Genomic DNA, 14,706 nt, shown 5'->3' with positions numbered 1-14,706 from the left:
GCCACGACCCCTCGAGTCTACGTTGGGCGATCCGCCCTAAAGTGGTTTCGATTCGGACGCTCCGTCCCGCGATTCAGAGCCAGGGGGCGCGTTCCTCCTCGTCGTCATCGAAGGGCCCGTCGTCGTCCTCGAGCGAGCCGTCACTCGAGTCCTCGTCTTCGAGTGCCTCCGCGGCCGACTGGTCCTGGCCGCCGTCGGTCGACGCCGACGACCCCGAACTCGAACTCGAGCCGCCGGGGTTGAACAGCGGCCCGGTCCCGACCGCGGGCGCCGATTCCGCCGACGGCGACGGGGAGGGCGACGGGCTCGAGAACCGCGGCGAGCTCTCGCTCGACTGCGAGGACGACTCCTCGCCGCGCTCGAGCGGGATGTCGATCGCGAAGATGGCCGCGACCAGCAGCGCCGCCAGCGGCGCCTGGCCAAAGGCCATCCCCAAAAGCGACAGGGGCAGCAGGCCCAGCGCGACGGCGCTGCCGAAGCGGAACCGGTCGATGTCCATGTACTCGCGCAGGTACGGGCCGCTGATGGCGACCCCCAGCGCGAAGGCGACGCCGACGACGGCCGCGAGCGTCGCGTTGGCGACCAGCGCGGGGTCGTCCATCACGACGAACGCCGCGCCGGCGGGCTCGAGGCTCGCCAGCAGGCCCAGCCCGACGATCACGGCGGGGCTTGGCAGATACTCGCCGATCGTCGCGCTGGCGGTCTTGGCCGCGATCGCGAGGATGACGACGGCCGCGAACCGCTCGAAGACGGCCTCGTTGAGCACGGTGTCGATCGCGGGCGCCAGCGCGGCCTGCACCGCCGCCAGCAGGATCAGCGGGATCCCGACCAGTAAGACGATCTTGATCTGCTCGCGGGGCGTGCCGCTCATCTCGGCGAGGATCACCGCGACGGTGGCGCTGCCCCCGAAGATCAGCAGGCCGATCTGCACGGCGCCGAGGGGGTCGTCGAGCGCTCCCGCGAGGATCAGCGCCGGGAAGATCCCGTCGATCAGCGGGAGCATCATTACCAGCGCTAACAGCTTCGTATCGCCGCCCACCAGGTTCTCGAGACGGAGGGCGATCGGGTGTTGGGACGTACTCATCGCTTAGGGTCGATGGCCGTGACCCGAGGCCGATGGGTGGTGTGAACGGGAGTGCCACGAGGGCGCGGCGAGCCAGTCCATCGAGAGACCTCGCGCTGTGAGTTTGGCTGTAAAGTTCCCGAAAATTTTGGTGGCGACGGCGGCAGCGCTCGTCCGGCCAACGGTTCGGGAGCTGTTGGAACTCACAGCGTTCATACACGTACGGTCTACTGGCCGGTCAATAAACGTTGCGTGAGAAGCGATTACACAACTCGGCGTATCTCAGCCAATAACGGCCAGATCCTGACAAAGATGAACTGATCTGAATGTGTGGTGCACGTTCCCGGACTGTGTGGTTCTACACGACGGGTAGCGATTCGACGGACCGAGTCACCCTCGCCGCCACCGACAGCGGTTCACAATCCCATCCCCGTCTCGCAACGCTTTTTGCCGACGCTTTCGGACAGTTTACATGGCGAACGACGCTCCCGAGCACGAGCCGTACTCTTCGAAACTCCAGGTACCGGAAGCGCTAACGTTCGACGACGTCCTCCTCCGTCCCAAGGAGAGCCGCGTCGAACCCGACGACGCCGACCTCTCCTCGCACGTCTCTCGCTCCGTGGAACTCTCGGTTCCGATTCTCTCGGCGGCGATGGACACCGTCACCGAGAGCGATATGGCCATCGCGATGGCCCGCCACGGCGGGCTCGGCGTCATCCACCGCAACCTGAACGTCGACGAGATGGTCGAGGAGATCGGTCGCGTCAAACGCGCCGACGAACTCGTCATCCCCTACGAGGACGTCGTCACGGCCGACCCCGAGATGACCGTCCGCGAGATCGACGACCGGATGGCCCGCGAGGGCGTCGGCGGCGCCCCCGTGGTCAACACGCGCGGGGAGGTGCTGGGGATCATCTCGAGTACCGACATCCGGCCCCACCTCGAGGTCAACGAGGACGACCCCGTCACCGAGGCGATGACCGACGAGGTCATCACGGTCCACGAGGACGTCGACCCCCGCGACGCGTTCGAGCTGATGTACGAACACAAAATCGAGCGCGTCCCGGTCGTCGACGACGAGAACCTCCTCGTGGGACTCGTCACGATGCAGGGCATCCTCCAGCGCCGGGAGTACAAGGAGGCCGTCCGCGACGAGGACGGCCGCCTGTGCTGTGGCGTCGCCGTCAGCCCCTTCGAGCGCGAGCGGGCCGAGGCTGCCGACGATGCCGACGCCGATATCCTGTTTATCGACACCGCCCACGCGCACAACCGCAACGTCATCGAGGGCGCCCGCGAGATCAAGGAGTCCGTCGAGGCCGACGTCGTCGTCGGCAACGTCGGCACCCGCGAGGCCGCCGAGGAGTTAGTCGAGTTCGCCGACGGGATCAAGGTCGGCATCGGACCGGGCTCGATCTGCACCACGCGAGTCGTCTCCGGCGCCGGCATGCCCCAGATCACCGCCGTCGCCCAGGTCGCAGACGTCGCGAGCGAACACGACATCCCCGTCATCGCGGACGGCGGCATCCGTTACTCCGGCGACGCGATCAAGGCGATCGCCGCCGGCGCCGACGCCGTCATGCTCGGCTCCTATTTCGCCGGCACCGACGAGGCTCCCGGCCGCGTCGTCACGATGAACGGCAAGAAGTACAAGCAGTACCGCGGCATGGGCTCGGTCGGCGCGATGAAATCCGGCGACAGCGACCGCTACCTCAAGGAAGAGCCCGAGGAGGAGGACGACTACGTCCCCGAGGGCGTCGAGGCCGCGACGCCGTACAAGGGCACTCTGAAGTCCGAACTCCACCAGCTCGCCGGCGGGATGCAGTCCGGCATGGGCTACGTCGGCGCGCCGACGGTCCCCGAGTTCAAAGAGCGCAGCGAGTTCGTCCGGGTCTCCTCGGCCGGCCAGGCCGAGAGCCACGCCCACGACGTCGTCATCACCGACGAGGCACCGAACTACTCGCCCAACGAGTAACCCGACTCGCTCGGACTCGCGGTTCGCACTCGAGCGAACTCCTCGCAGCTCCCGTTCTATAGGAGCCACTGAAAGTCAGTGCGCACCCGATCGCACGACGACTGTGCGATCGGTGTGTAAACAGTTTCAGTTGTTACTATACCACTCACTCGAGCTCCGATCGTCGAATCTTCCCCGTCGTCGTCTGCGGTAACTCCTCCCGAAACTCGATCTCGCGTGGGTACTCGTACTCGGCCAGTCGGTCCCTGACCAGCTCGCGGATCTCCTCGCGCAGCGCCTCGGATCCCGCCATCCCCGCGGCGGGCTGGACGACGGCCTTGATGATCTCGCCGCGACGGTCGTCGGGTACCCCGACGACGCCGACCTGGGCGACCGACGGATGCTCGAGGATCGCCTCCTCGACCTCGCGGGGCCCGACCCGGTAGCCGCTGGTGATGATGAGGTCGTCGTCGCGCGATTTGAACCAGAGGGAGCCCTCCGCGTCGCGCTCGGCGAGGTCGCCGGTCAGGTGCCAGGCCTCGCCGCCGGCCGTTCCGTCCGATTCGGATCGTACCGCACCGCGCTGCTCGCCGCCGCTGGCCGTCTCGAGCGCCGCTGCCGCGGTCTTCTCGGGGTCGTTCCAGTACTCCGCGAAGACGACAGGATCCTCGCCGCGTCGAACCGCGATCTCTCCGATCTCGCCGGACCGAACTCGCTCGCCCGTCTCGGGGTCGAGCACCGCGACCTCGTGACCGGGTACGGGTTTTCCCATGCTGCCCGCTTTCGCGGGGAACCACTCTCGGCAGTTCGTTACCAATAAATTGGCCTCCGTCTGGCCGTACAGCTCGTTGACGACCGTTCCCTCGAGTTCGGCCTCGGCCCACTCGAGGATCTCCGGCGTGAGCGGCTCGCCCCCGGAACAGATCGCCCGCAGGGAGAGGTCGTAGCGGTCGGCGGGGTCGTCGACGTCCATCAGCATCCGGATCGCCGTCGGCGGGAGGAAGGAACCCGTGACGTCGAACTCCGCGAGCAGTTCGAACGCGGTCTCCGGGTCGAACGCCCCCATCGGGTAGCCGACGACGGGCTGGCCGTAGTGCCAGGCCGGGAAGACCAGATCCCCCAGCGCGCCGATCCAGGCCCAGTCGGCGGGCGTCCAGTACGTGCCCTCGAGGTCGCGCTCGAAGTACATCGAGAACGCGGGACAGTGACCCAGCCAGACGCCGTGGGTGTGGAGTACGCCCTTGGGCTTCCCGGTGCTCCCGCTCGTGTACATGACGATCGCGGGCGTGTCGGCGTCCGTCTCGGCAATGTCGTGCTCGTCGTCCCGCCAGTCGATCGCCGTCTCGAACCGCGAGACGGTCGCGTCGCCGACGGTTCCGCCCTCGATCTCGGGTTCGCCGTCGACCACCAGCACGGCCTCGAGGTCGGGACAGTCGGGCGCGACCTCCCGGATCGTCTCCCACTGGGAGGCGGCGACGACCGCGACGCGAGCCTCGCTGTCGGTCAGCCGGTAGCGCAGCGCGTCGGTGCCGAACAGTACCGACAGCGGCAACGAGACCGCACCGAGCTTCCAGCACGCGAGGTGGGTCAACACGTTTGCGGGCTTCTGAGGAACGACGACCGCGACCCGGTCGCCGAACCCCACCCCCAGCGACTCGAGGGCGTTCGCGACGGCGCTCGAGCGCCGATCGAGGTCGTCGAAGCTGTACCGCTCGCGCCGTCCGTCCGGGTACGCCTGGTGGAGTGCAACCCGGTCGCCGTCGTCGTGTTTGCCCATCAGATCGACGGCCGCGTTGAACCCGTCGGGGACGTCCCACGAGAACGACTCGCGGGCCTCCTCGTAGGTCTCCCCCTCGAGGGTGACGAAGTACGTCATTCGTGCTGTACGAGAACAGGTGTTATGAAAGAACTACCGCCGGGCATGATCCGTCGGGTCGACCTTCGACACGGTGCTGACCCTCTCTCTCTCTCTCGGACGATCCGAAGCGGCTACGGATCCAGCGCCGGCGTGGAGAACGCCCCGGTGTCGGCGTCGGGATCGTACTCCTCGAGTGCGGCCCGGACGATCTGGAACACGCCTTCCTTCCCCCAGCGGGCGGTGTTGAGCTGCAGGTCGTAGAACTCCCGCTCGTCGATGTCGATCTCGTAGTACGACTCGTAGCGGCCGGCCTCGCTGACCTCCCGGACCCGCATCTCGGCTTCGGTCTCGACGCGGTCCGCGATGCGCTCGAGGCGGACTTCCTCCGGGGCGTCGAGCCAGATTCGCAGGTCAGCGCGCTCGCCCGCGATCCAGCCCGCGAGCCGCGACTCGAGAATGAAGGGTTTGTTGGCGGTCCCCCACTTCTCGGCGATCGACTGCAGCCGTCCGTCGATCGCCCGGTCGATCTCGTCGTCGGCGTCGGCCTCGGCGGTCAGCTGGTTGAGGCTCATGTCGCGATCCTCGGCGAGTTCGCGGAAGATGTCCCCGCCGGAGACGTACGGACAGCCGATCGCGTCGGACAGGCGCTCGCAAAGCGTCGTCGCGCCGCAGCCGGGCGGCCCGGAGACGGTGATGAACAGTGTCGTGTCGATCTCGACGGTCGTCGTCGCTCCCGTGGACATACGTGTCCCCTCACGTGTCATCATCAAAAGTCGTCCGTCTGGCGAGGAGCGAACGCCGGGAGCGGGTCACGGTCGCCGACCCCGATCGGTTAGAATTTACTAATACAGCGGGAGGGTCTTCGTATGTTCGAACGCGAATCGGCCCTGGACGTCTATCGGCAGGCACTTCCGGTGATCGGTATCAGCCTTCTCGCGGGGCTGTTCGCCGGCGCGATACTGGGGAGCGAAACGATGCGTGACGGTATCGAAAGCGTCCCCGGAATCCTCGTCCTGTTGCCCGCGTTCCTGGCGACCCGGGGCGGCGTTTACGGATCGCTCGGCGCTCGCCTCTCGAGCGGGCTGCACCAGGGCGTGATCGAGCCGCGGTTCACCCTCGATCAGCGGCTCTCGAACGCCGTCGTCGCGTCGTTCATCAACGGGATGGCCGTCTCCCTGTTCATCGCGGTCGTGGCCTTCCTCGTCCTCTGGATCGGTGCGGGGGGCGGGAACCTCCTCCAGCTGGTCGGCATCATGGCCGTGGCGGGTCTGCTTTCGGCGGTTCTCATGCTTTCGACCCTCGTCACGGTCGTCTTCGTCGGCTACCGCCGAGGGATCAACCCCGACAACATCGTCGGTCCGCTCGTCACGACGCTCGGCGACGTGTTCGGCGTCCTCTTCTTGCTTATCGCCATCTATCTCGTGGGGGTGTTCGTGTGAGCGACGACTACGCGGGCGACGACCTGACGGGATTGAGCGACACCGTAGGAGAGCTCTACGACGAGTTTACCGATTCGGGCGATTCTCAGCCGGATTCGGTCGAGGACGACTGGATGGTTCGATCGATGGTGCTGACGATGTTGCCGCTGCTCGCGGCGCTCTCGATTCTCCAGATGGTTTCCGGCTCCGTCCTCGAGGCGTACGAAGAGGTCCTGCTGACGAACCCGGCGCTGCTGATCCTGGTGCCGGTACAGATCGGAACGGCCGGCAACCTCGGCTCCATCATGTGCTCCCGGCTCTCGACCCAGCTCCACCTCGGGACGTTCGAACTCGCCGTCGACAACCCGGAGGTCCGATCCAACTCCGGCGCGATACTCGGCCTCGGAGCCACCGTCTTCGTGGTCGTCGGGTTCGCGGCGTGGGGTATCGGCCGGCTGCTGGGCGGGACGCTCGGCCTCCTGGAGGTGCTGACCATCTCGATCGTCAGCGGGATGTTGCTGGCGGTGTTCGTCGTCGTCGTCAGCCTTCTGGCCGTCTCGACGTCCTACCGTCTGGGGTACAATCCGGACGACACGACGATCCCGGTGGTAACGAACGTGTGCGATATCACCGGCGTGCTCATCCTCTTCGGCGTGATCACGCTCGTTCTGTAGTCCCGCGACCGGCGGTCGATCCGACGCGGATCCTGTCGGCCGGGACGACTCCGGTCGAATCTACACCTGGTCATGGTCCAGTCGATGGTCTTGTGGACTTCCCCGCTGGGAGAACACGTCTCGAGGCTATCCCTGGCACGTGGGTGGTGAACAAATCATGACCAGGTGTATCGAACGCGGATTCCCGACGAGAGACGGGCGACCGGCCGCCGGTCGTCCAACAGTCTAATCCGGTCGGGTGCGAAGAGTCGCGCATGACCGATATCTCCTATCGCCCGCAGAACGTCCGGGAGACGCTCGTCGAGCTGAAGAACACGTCGGAGCTGGCGGTCGATCTGGCGTACGCCGCCGCGCTGTACGACTATCCGGGTCTGGCCGAAGAGGTGCTCGAGCTGGAGGCGCGAGCCGAGTCGTTACAGTACCCCGCGAAGATCGCGTTGATGCTGGCGGCGAAGCGATCGACCGACGCCGAACGGCTCGTCGGGATCGTCCAGATCGTCGAGGCAGCCGTGGCGATCACGAACGCCGCGGCCGACGTCGCCGCGATCCTCGTCGACGATATCGGCGTCCCCGACGAGGTCCTGCGGGCGTTGCCGGAGGCGGACGAGGTCGTCGTCCGGGCCGTGGTCAGCGAGGGGAGCGACGCCGTCGGTCGCTCGATGGGCGAACTGGCGTTCGACACCGACGCCGGCGTGGACGTTACCGCGATCCGTCGGGGACGGGAGTGGGACATCGATCCGGACGAGAGAGCGACGATCGACGCCGGCGACGTCGTCATCGGACACGGTCCCGAGACGGGTGCGGCCGAAGTCCACGAGCTGCTGACCGGTGACGCCCGCGCGATCGGTGCCGGTGTCGACGCCGAGGTCGCCGAACTCGACCGCGCCGCGGCGCTCGTCGTGGAGCTGAAGGATCTCTCCGAGCTGTCGGTCGGGCTCGGGTACGCCGCGGTCCTGTTCGACGACGCCGATCTCGCGGCGGAGGTGGCCGAGATCGAGCACCGGTCGGACTCGGTAAAAAACGACGTCGAAACGCTGGTGATCGAGGCCGGAGACCAGGTAGCGGAGCCGTCCCGGCTTCGCGGCCTACTCCACCTGGCAACGGCGTCGGAGGCGATCTGCGATGCGGCGGCCCGCATCGCGGATATCGTGCTCCGGGACGGCGGCGTCCATCCGGTGTTCGGACAGGCGATCGGCGAAAGCGACGAACTCATAACCACGACGACGATCGAGCCCGGGAGCGAACTCGCCGAACGGAGCCTCGACGAACTCGAACTCGAGGAACGGACCGGGATGACGATCATGGCGATCCACAGGGAGACGGACTGGATCCTCGCCCCGCCGATCGATACCCGGCTGCTCCCGGCCGACGTCCTCATCGCCCGCGGGCCCGAACAGGGGGCAACCGACCTGCAAGCGTGGGCGAAAAGCGACTGACAGCCGCGAGTTCGCGTTCGTCGACGGGAGATCGGGGCTCGATACTGCGGGAAGCAAGGGCCCGCCCTCAAAAGAACGACCAGCCCCGCCGTTCGATCTCGACGTCGACGTCCTCGAGCCCCGGCTCGTCCGCCAGCCCGGCGACGACGTCGGCCTGGGGTTCCGCCCCGCTGGCCCCGACGAGGGTCATCCCGCCGTCGTAGGGGGCGTCCCCGTGATCCCAGTCGATCTCGAGTTTGGCTCGCCGGAACCGCGTCCCGGTGACGAGCCGGATCCCCTCGATCGCCTCGAGGGGAACCGAGAAGTTCCGCTCGTCGAGGGTCTCGAGTTCAGCGGGCGTGCTATCGGCGACCAGCGCGCGGTCCCGTTCGCCCATGTCGGCCCGCAACAGCATCGAGCGGTAGGACTCGCCGACGAAACAGCAGACGAGTCGCTCGTCGGTGACCACCAGCTCCCAGAACTCGATGGAGTTCGGGCGCTGGCGGATCCACTGGGTGAGCCGGGCGATCGGTTCCTCGGTCGCGGTCATCATCGTTCGAACAGCGGGTGCAGATCGGCGGGCAGCTCCCGGCCCCGCTGGGTGGCGATCGAGACGAAGACGAACACGACCATCGTCACGAGCAGCGAGATGGCCTCGGCCGGAACCGCGGCCGGGTACGGGTAGATCGCCATGACCGCCTCGTTGAGCCACTCGGTACCGGTGATCGTCGCAGCCTCCGGGACGACGTTGTAGACGATGTTGAAGCTCATCCCGACCACGAGCGCGGCGATCGCGCCCTCCTTCGTCGCACCTTTCCAGTTGAGCCCGAAGACGACGATCGGAACGAACGCGGCGGCGAAGAAGCCCCAGCTGATCGCCCCGAGGATGCCGACCAGCGCGTCGGAGTAGTAGACGACGCCGGTCGAGAGTACCGTCAGCCCGGCTAGCGCGCCCTGGGTGACGCGGAGTTCGGTTTTGGTGTCGGTGATCGGCTTCCCGAGTGCGCGGGGAATATCCCGCGAGATGGCCGCCGCGCCGATGTTCAGGAACGAGTCGCTGGTCGACATGATCGCCGCGAGCAGCGCCGCGAGAATCAACCCGGCGATGACGCTGCCGGTGTGATCGAGCACGAAGACGGGTCCCACCTCGGAGGCCGAGAACGTCGCCTCGCGCTGGCCGGCCTCGACCATCGCGCGCATCGAGAGGCCGGCCGAGAACGCGATCAGGCTCGAGATGGCGTAGGAGATCGCCGCGATCGGCGCCCCCCACTTGAGGATCGTCAGATTGCGGCTCATGTAGAACTTCGTGATCAGGTGGGGCTGGCCGGCCGCGCCGACCGAGAACAGGATCCACCAGGCGAGTCCGACGAGCACGGCGGTCGTCGCCCCGCCGAGCGCACCGAACGGCGAGACGAGGTTCGGGTCCGCGCTCGCCAGGTTCTGCGAGATGTTCTCCATACCGCCGCCGAACGACATCGCGTACGCGAAGACGAACCCGGCCCCGACGATCATCGTGATCGCCTGCAGGAAGTCCGTCCAGACCCCGGCGATCATCCCGCCGAGCATGCTGTACAGGAGCAGAATCAGGGCGCCACCGAACAGCCCCCAGAGGATCGGGATGCCGAAGATCGCCCGCATGACGAACTGGAGCGCCGCCAGGTTGACCGCGAGGTAGGCGACGACCCCGAGCGCGACGGCGAGACCGCTCAGTCCCCGCACCCAGTCGCTCTCGTAGCGGACGTACATCGCGTCCGGCAGCGTCAGCACGTTCCGGATGTCGGCGAGCAGCCGCATCCGCTTTGCGAGGACGACCCACGTCAGCAGGAAGCCAAGCGGTGCCGTAAAGAAGATCCACAGCGCGGTCGTCCCGAACTCGTAGACCAACTCGGGACCGCCGACGAAACCAAAACCGGACTGGATCACCGAGAACGCCGTCAGCGCGAGCACCCACGTGCCGATGCTCTTGCCCGTGATCAGGAAGTCACTGGTCGTGTCGGTCCGCATCCAGCCCCAGACGCCGATGAGGATCACGATCAGCAGGTACGCCGCCCCGAATCCGATGATGATCGGGTCGTCGGCGACGGGAATGCCGTCCTGCTGGAGGAGGATTCCGGCGTTTGCGAGAAGTTCACTCATCGGTCGTCTCACCTCCGTCGGTCGCCTCTACGGTCCGCGAGGGCTGCTCGGGAGCGAGCGGGAACGACTCCCGACGCTGGACCTCGCGGGCATCCTCGATGATCCCCTCGACGATCTCCTCGCTCCCGACGCGATCGAAGATCAGCGCGTAGTAGATCGCCGCGAACAGCGGCAGAAACCAGAGGAACCCGAAGTAGACGAGCGTCGGGATCGGGATCCCCAGCGCGTAGCTGTAGTCGGTCACGCCTGGCTCCCAGGTCAGCCAGATCCCCGCGAGACCGATCGCGAAGAACAGCCCCAGCATCCCGATCAACCCGGTGTAGGGCGCGAGATTCGGATCGCGACCGTCCCGTTCGATCGTCGCCACGGCGAACACCGACAAAATAATCGCCGCGGCGACGAACGAGAACACCCTGTACAGCCCCAGACTCGCCGTCACGAGCGCGACCGCCGACAGGATGCCGACCGCGATCATCGTCGTGTTTCGCGTCATCGGTCGGTCACCTCCCGCTCGAGTCGTCGATCCGGCCGCCCGCCGACGTGCTCGACAGACTGCCCGCGTCCCCCGTCGATCGCCCTCGAGGTCGGCCGAGTTCGCCCGACTCGTGGCTTTCTATCACAAATCATCGTCCTATTACACACAATAGATTGCCGAGAAGGTGGTTGTTAACATGTTAAATCGCGGCGTTTCTCGCCGAGAGGGGGCCGCTCGCGCCGAACGGGGACGGCGGAAAAAGTAATACTGACGGTCGCTCGGTCCCGAGGATCGATCGTGAACCGCCGCAGGGTACTCCAGTCCGCCGGGGCCGTCTCGCTCGTCGGTCTCGCGGGCTGTATCGACGGCGTCCAGGACCATTTCACGGGAAGCCTCCAGAGTCCGGTTCCGGTCGAGATCACCCACGACGGGGATCGCCCGTACGACGTGAGCCTCGACGCCGTGGCTCGAGGGAACGGCCGAGAGACCTACGAGGAGAGCTACACGATCACGCCCGGCGAGCGCGTCGCTCCGCCCCACCTCGAGGGGGAGGACCAGCAGCTCCGCGTCACCCGGCACGGCGACGACGAACTCGACGATCTGGTGGAGATGGGGACGATCACCGACGAGACGAACCTCGTGTTGATCAGCCTCTACGAGGACGAGATCGAACTCGAGATCATCGAAGACGAGGCAGAAGCCGAGGAGGTCGAGGAGGAACACGACGACGGATCCGAAACTGACGACAGCGACGACGCGGATCAGGGATAGGGGTGGAACGGGCGCTCGAGTGCGGGTTCGAACCCGAGCTCGGCCGGCACCGTCCGGGCGCGCTCGCCGAAGAACGGTTCCCGGGTGAACAACGGCTGGGCGCCGGGGACGACGACTCGAACGCCCTCGAAGCCCAGCCCCTCGACGTCGCGGGTCGTCAGCCGGGCCGCGTGCGGCACCAGTCCGGCGTCGGTCGTTCGCGTGACGACCTCCTCGAGCGCCTCGCGGCCGGTCGGGACCGGATCGGGTCCGACGCTCGCCGCGGGAACCGTCCGGTCGACGTCGACGAACTCGCGGGCCGCATCCGGGAACGAGGCGTACTCGCCGATCGCGGCCGAGGCCGCCGCGGCCTCGTCGGGGCCGAGCCCGCGCAGCTCCATCCAGTTCTGTAGCGCCTCCGCCAGCGCCGCTGTCGCCGCCTCGGTGGCGTCGAGCCCGGCCGCCGAGCCCGCGGCGAACGCGGGCCACTCGGCCTCGCCGTCGCCGTCCTCGGAACCGCGGTGGACGGCGACCGCGACCACGGGAACGTCGACGTCCTGGGTGACGAGCATCGGCGTCACCTCGAGCCCCTCGCTCGCCGCGCGGCGCTCGAGGGCGGTGAACGCCTCGCTCTCGACGACGAGCCCGAGGGGGTCGAACGTCGAGTACCAGGCCAGCATCGTCGCGTCGCGCTCGAGGACTTCGGTCAGCCCCGACAGCAGGGCGTCGACCGTCGAGGAGCCCAGTCCCAGCCCGGTCGTGATCGCGGGCACGAGCCGTTCGCCGGGCTGGGGGAACTGGACGGCCGCGGCCGGCAGGTGCGCTCGCTCGCCGGTCTCGAGGTTCTCGCCCTCGACCCAGCGGTGTTCCGCGTCGGGGTCGTACTCGGGGGCGTCATCGGGGCGGACGAGGTCCGTCGGCGAGACCGCCCGCTCGAGGTCGGCCTCGCTCGCGTGGACGAAATCGCGATCCCGGTAGACGCCCGCACAGTAGCGCTCGAGGCCTTCCCCGACGGCTTTCATCAGCGCCGCGTTCCAGTCGGGGTCGACGCCCGCGGCCTGGTTGGCCGCGCTGGCGTCGCTGTACCCGCTCGTGTCGGCCGTCGTCGCGAGGTAGTACGGCGCGGGGAACGACTCGACCTCGCCGATCGTGCTGACGATCCCGACCCGGTCGTCGATCGCCTGGTCGGCGTGATCGACGGCCGCCTCGAGTTCCAGGGTGTCGTCGTCGCGCTCGAGTTCGCGGTCGCGCTCGCCGCCACACGCACAGTTCGGGACCGGCAGGACCCGGCGGCGACGGTGGGGGACCTCGAGGACGTGGCCGATGACAGACCGCTCCTCGCCCGAGAGCACGCGCACGCACTCCCGGCCCGCGACGGCGCCGGCGAAGCGGGCCGCGCTCGTGTCGGCCCGGGGCTCGTCGGCGGCCGACTCGAGGTTCGAGTCGACGCGAGCGCACAGGCAGTCGTAACAGCCCGTCGCGGGGGCGAAGCCCGAGACGGCGGCGTCCAGTTCCGCGATCGGACGGCCGCCGACGCCGCCGATCTCGACGGCGATCCACGGGGTGTTCCCCGCCAGGGCGGCCTCGTTCGCTCGCTCGAACGTCGCCGCGCCGGCGACGTCGCTGACGACCGCGAAGCGGGCGTCCTCGAGGGCTGCCGGTTCGGCCGAGCGGACCGAGACGTCGACGTCCTCGAGCGCGGTTTCGACGGCGTCGCGGACGGGATCCTCACCGACGACGGAAACGTGCATACCGGACTGTGGGACCGTCTGCTGTAAGTCATTTCCGGAGCGATCGCGGGACGACGCCCGGTCTCCTTGGACACAGCTACCAGTGGATAGCCCACACGTTCCGTACTCAGTCCGAGTCGTGGATCTGAATCGGCCGATTTGTTACATGGAGAGTGCAAACTGCTCGCTTCGCTCGCAGTTTCTACTGGGCGAACAGCCGTCCGAGACGCGCGACAGCGCGTCTCTCTGCGGAACGACGATCGAAGCGCGAGCGTAGCGAGCGGTGAGTGATACGGTTTACTGTAAGTCATTACCGGCGCAACCGCCGCACGGGTCGCGGTTGCGCCGGTAAATCGTTACAGCAATCCGTATGAGTCGTCTGTACGTAACGCGAATCTCACACCCAACTCTGAATAAAGAAACCATGTCCGCAACTACGGTTATGTCACAGGTGGATCTCTCGGAAGCGGTCCTAGTTCAATCGTTCCTTCCGGGGTGAAATAAATGCCAACCCCTCTCGATTGGTCGTGAACGTCCCAGTTGAACGTCTCCGACTGGTCGGCGTTGTTCAGTTCGACGGCGAGTTCATACTCTGTTCCCACTGTAAGATCGACTCGCCGTTCGACGGCCGTTTCGCTGGCGAGCGCGTACTCGCTGGCAAGTATTTGATCCTCCTTGGAGTCAGCGAGCGGAGTGATAGTGAGGGAAGGTTCGTGGTCGGCATCATCGAAGTTGAACAGTCGGACGATATGGTCTGCGCCCTCCTGCACATCCCTCTCGACTTCGATCCGTTGCACGCGCTGCTCATCGACGCGATACGTGGGCGCGTAGGTTTCGTAATGGCCGACGGACGCCGAACCGATCAGTGGCTCGTTCGAGAGTGTGGCTCCGCACAAGGTGATCACGTAGTACGCCGCGTTCGCCTCGCGGTTGAACACCGCAGCACAGCTGACGGTGATCGAATCAGCGGAGGAGGTGTCACGAAGGCGGTTGTGGGTTTCGGCCGTCTCGTAGGCTTCCACGAAGTTGACAACCGTCTCTCGTGTGAGTGGGTCGGGAATCGGGGGATGATCTTTTGGATCGACAGAATTGCTCAGACAGCCCGAAAGCGGGAGTAGGAGGGCGACCCCAGCGCCAGCGAGGAGCCTGCGACGCTTCATATCAGATTGAACGGGAACTCGTTGTAAGTGTCTTCTCCAAACCAAAACCGTGGCTTCACACGATAGTCTGAATAAC

General features: G+C 66.8%; 13 protein-coding genes. 5 read left to right on the top strand and 8 right to left on the bottom strand.

Annotated elements, in window-relative coordinates:
• Positions 1–73: 73 nt before the first annotated feature.
• Positions 74–1,084 carry a DUF5794 domain-containing protein gene (locus tag ACNA7R_RS07215; protein ID WP_416282892.1) on the bottom strand — a complete coding sequence of 337 codons (1,011 nt, stop codon included), beginning with the start codon at positions 1,082–1,084 and terminating at the stop codon, positions 74–76.
• 451 nt (positions 1,085–1,535) lie between these two features.
• On the opposite strand from ACNA7R_RS07215, the gene guaB reads away from it, so the two are divergent.
• Positions 1,536–3,035 (top strand): IMP dehydrogenase, encoded by a 1,500-nt coding sequence (guaB, locus tag ACNA7R_RS07210; protein ID WP_416282891.1) that lies wholly within the window; start codon positions 1,536–1,538, stop codon positions 3,033–3,035.
• A 145-nt stretch (positions 3,036–3,180) separates the two neighbouring features.
• Here guaB and ACNA7R_RS07205 read toward each other — a convergent pair whose 3' ends face one another.
• Together ACNA7R_RS07205 and cmk are read right to left on the bottom strand one after the other, a co-directional pair.
• Positions 3,181–4,890: an acyl-CoA synthetase gene (locus ACNA7R_RS07205; protein ID WP_416282890.1), complete on the bottom strand. Its 1,710-nt coding sequence runs from the start codon at positions 4,888–4,890 to the stop codon at positions 3,181–3,183.
• A 113-nt stretch (positions 4,891–5,003) separates the two neighbouring features.
• The gene (gene cmk, locus ACNA7R_RS07200) at positions 5,004–5,615 is read right to left on the bottom strand and encodes a (d)CMP kinase (protein WP_416282889.1); all 612 of its coding nucleotides are present in this window, start codon (positions 5,613–5,615) and stop codon (positions 5,004–5,006) included.
• 123 nt (positions 5,616–5,738) lie between these two features.
• Here cmk and ACNA7R_RS07195 point away from each other — a divergent pair, with 123 nt between their 5' ends.
• The 3 genes from ACNA7R_RS07195 (at position 5,739) to ACNA7R_RS07185 (ending at position 8,400) form a co-directional block, all read left to right on the top strand.
• On the top strand, positions 5,739–6,311 hold the full coding sequence (locus tag ACNA7R_RS07195; RefSeq protein ID WP_416282888.1) for a magnesium transporter: 573 nt from the start codon (positions 5,739–5,741) through the stop codon (positions 6,309–6,311).
• Positions 6,312–6,424: 113 nt separating this feature from the next.
• Positions 6,425–6,964 (top strand): magnesium transporter, encoded by a 540-nt coding sequence (locus ACNA7R_RS07190; protein ID WP_416282893.1) that lies wholly within the window; start codon positions 6,425–6,427, stop codon positions 6,962–6,964.
• 254 nt (positions 6,965–7,218) lie between these two features.
• On the top strand, positions 7,219–8,400 hold the full coding sequence (locus ACNA7R_RS07185; RefSeq protein WP_416282887.1) for a potassium channel family protein: 1,182 nt from the start codon (positions 7,219–7,221) through the stop codon (positions 8,398–8,400).
• Positions 8,401–8,467: 67 nt separating this feature from the next.
• On the opposite strand, the gene ACNA7R_RS07180 is transcribed toward ACNA7R_RS07185, so the two are convergent.
• From ACNA7R_RS07180 to ACNA7R_RS07170, 3 genes are read right to left on the bottom strand one after another with little or no spacing between them, the layout of a single operon-like run.
• Positions 8,468–8,932, bottom strand: a complete 465-nt coding sequence (locus ACNA7R_RS07180) for a hypothetical protein (RefSeq protein ID WP_416282886.1) — start codon at positions 8,930–8,932, stop codon at positions 8,468–8,470.
• Positions 8,929–10,515 (bottom strand): sodium/proline symporter, encoded by a 1,587-nt coding sequence (locus ACNA7R_RS07175; protein WP_416282885.1) that lies wholly within the window; start codon positions 10,513–10,515, stop codon positions 8,929–8,931. The genes ACNA7R_RS07180 and ACNA7R_RS07175 overlap by 4 nt, the downstream gene beginning before the upstream one ends.
• Positions 10,508–11,008, bottom strand: a complete 501-nt coding sequence (locus ACNA7R_RS07170) for a hypothetical protein (RefSeq protein WP_416282884.1) — start codon at positions 11,006–11,008, stop codon at positions 10,508–10,510. Before ACNA7R_RS07170 ends, ACNA7R_RS07175 begins: the two co-directional genes overlap by 8 nt.
• 279 nt (positions 11,009–11,287) lie before the next feature.
• Between ACNA7R_RS07170 and ACNA7R_RS07165 the strand changes: the two genes are divergently transcribed.
• Positions 11,288–11,761: a hypothetical protein gene (locus ACNA7R_RS07165; RefSeq protein WP_416282883.1), complete on the top strand. Its 474-nt coding sequence runs from the start codon at positions 11,288–11,290 to the stop codon at positions 11,759–11,761.
• Here ACNA7R_RS07165 and ACNA7R_RS07160 read toward each other — a convergent pair.
• Complete coding sequence (locus tag ACNA7R_RS07160) at positions 11,752–13,491, bottom strand: YcaO-like family protein (protein ID WP_416282882.1); 1,740 nt, start codon at positions 13,489–13,491, stop codon at positions 11,752–11,754. The genes ACNA7R_RS07165 and ACNA7R_RS07160 overlap by 10 nt on opposite strands.
• Positions 13,492–13,910: 419 nt before the next feature.
• A complete protein-coding gene (locus ACNA7R_RS07155; protein WP_416282881.1) occupies positions 13,911–14,630 on the bottom strand; it encodes a hypothetical protein in 720 nt (239 codons plus the stop codon).
• Positions 14,631–14,706: the final 76 nt, after the last annotated feature.

This window comes from Natronococcus sp., assembly GCF_047921035.1.
In the GTDB taxonomy this organism is placed as follows: Archaea; Halobacteriota; Halobacteria; order Halobacteriales; family Natrialbaceae; genus Natronococcus.
Note: the sequence above shows the minus strand (reverse complement) of the source record. Positions and strands in the feature narration are given on the sequence as shown.

What these genes read in the sequence shown, in the direction of transcription:
- ACNA7R_RS07175 (WP_416282885.1), bottom strand. Translation starts at nt 10,515, where the DNA reads ATGAGTGAACTTCTCGCAAACGCCGGAATCCTCCTCCAGCAGGACGGC.
- ACNA7R_RS07215 (WP_416282892.1), bottom strand. Translation starts at nt 1,084, where the DNA reads ATGAGTACGTCCCAACACCCGATCGCCCTCCGTCTCGAGAACCTGGTG.
- ACNA7R_RS07170 (WP_416282884.1), bottom strand. Translation starts at nt 11,008, where the DNA reads ATGACGCGAAACACGACGATGATCGCGGTCGGCATCCTGTCGGCGGTC.
- guaB (WP_416282891.1), top strand. Translation starts at nt 1,536, where the DNA reads ATGGCGAACGACGCTCCCGAGCACGAGCCGTACTCTTCGAAACTCCAG.
- ACNA7R_RS07185 (WP_416282887.1), top strand. Translation starts at nt 7,219, where the DNA reads ATGACCGATATCTCCTATCGCCCGCAGAACGTCCGGGAGACGCTCGTC.
- ACNA7R_RS07180 (WP_416282886.1), bottom strand. Translation starts at nt 8,932, where the DNA reads ATGATGACCGCGACCGAGGAACCGATCGCCCGGCTCACCCAGTGGATC.
- ACNA7R_RS07195 (WP_416282888.1), top strand. Translation starts at nt 5,739, where the DNA reads ATGTTCGAACGCGAATCGGCCCTGGACGTCTATCGGCAGGCACTTCCG.
- ACNA7R_RS07155 (WP_416282881.1), bottom strand. Translation starts at nt 14,630, where the DNA reads ATGAAGCGTCGCAGGCTCCTCGCTGGCGCTGGGGTCGCCCTCCTACTC.
- ACNA7R_RS07205 (WP_416282890.1), bottom strand. Translation starts at nt 4,890, where the DNA reads ATGACGTACTTCGTCACCCTCGAGGGGGAGACCTACGAGGAGGCCCGC.
- cmk (WP_416282889.1), bottom strand. Translation starts at nt 5,615, where the DNA reads ATGTCCACGGGAGCGACGACGACCGTCGAGATCGACACGACACTGTTC.
- ACNA7R_RS07160 (WP_416282882.1), bottom strand. Translation starts at nt 13,491, where the DNA reads ATGCACGTTTCCGTCGTCGGTGAGGATCCCGTCCGCGACGCCGTCGAA.
- ACNA7R_RS07190 (WP_416282893.1), top strand. Translation starts at nt 6,425, where the DNA reads ATGGTTCGATCGATGGTGCTGACGATGTTGCCGCTGCTCGCGGCGCTC.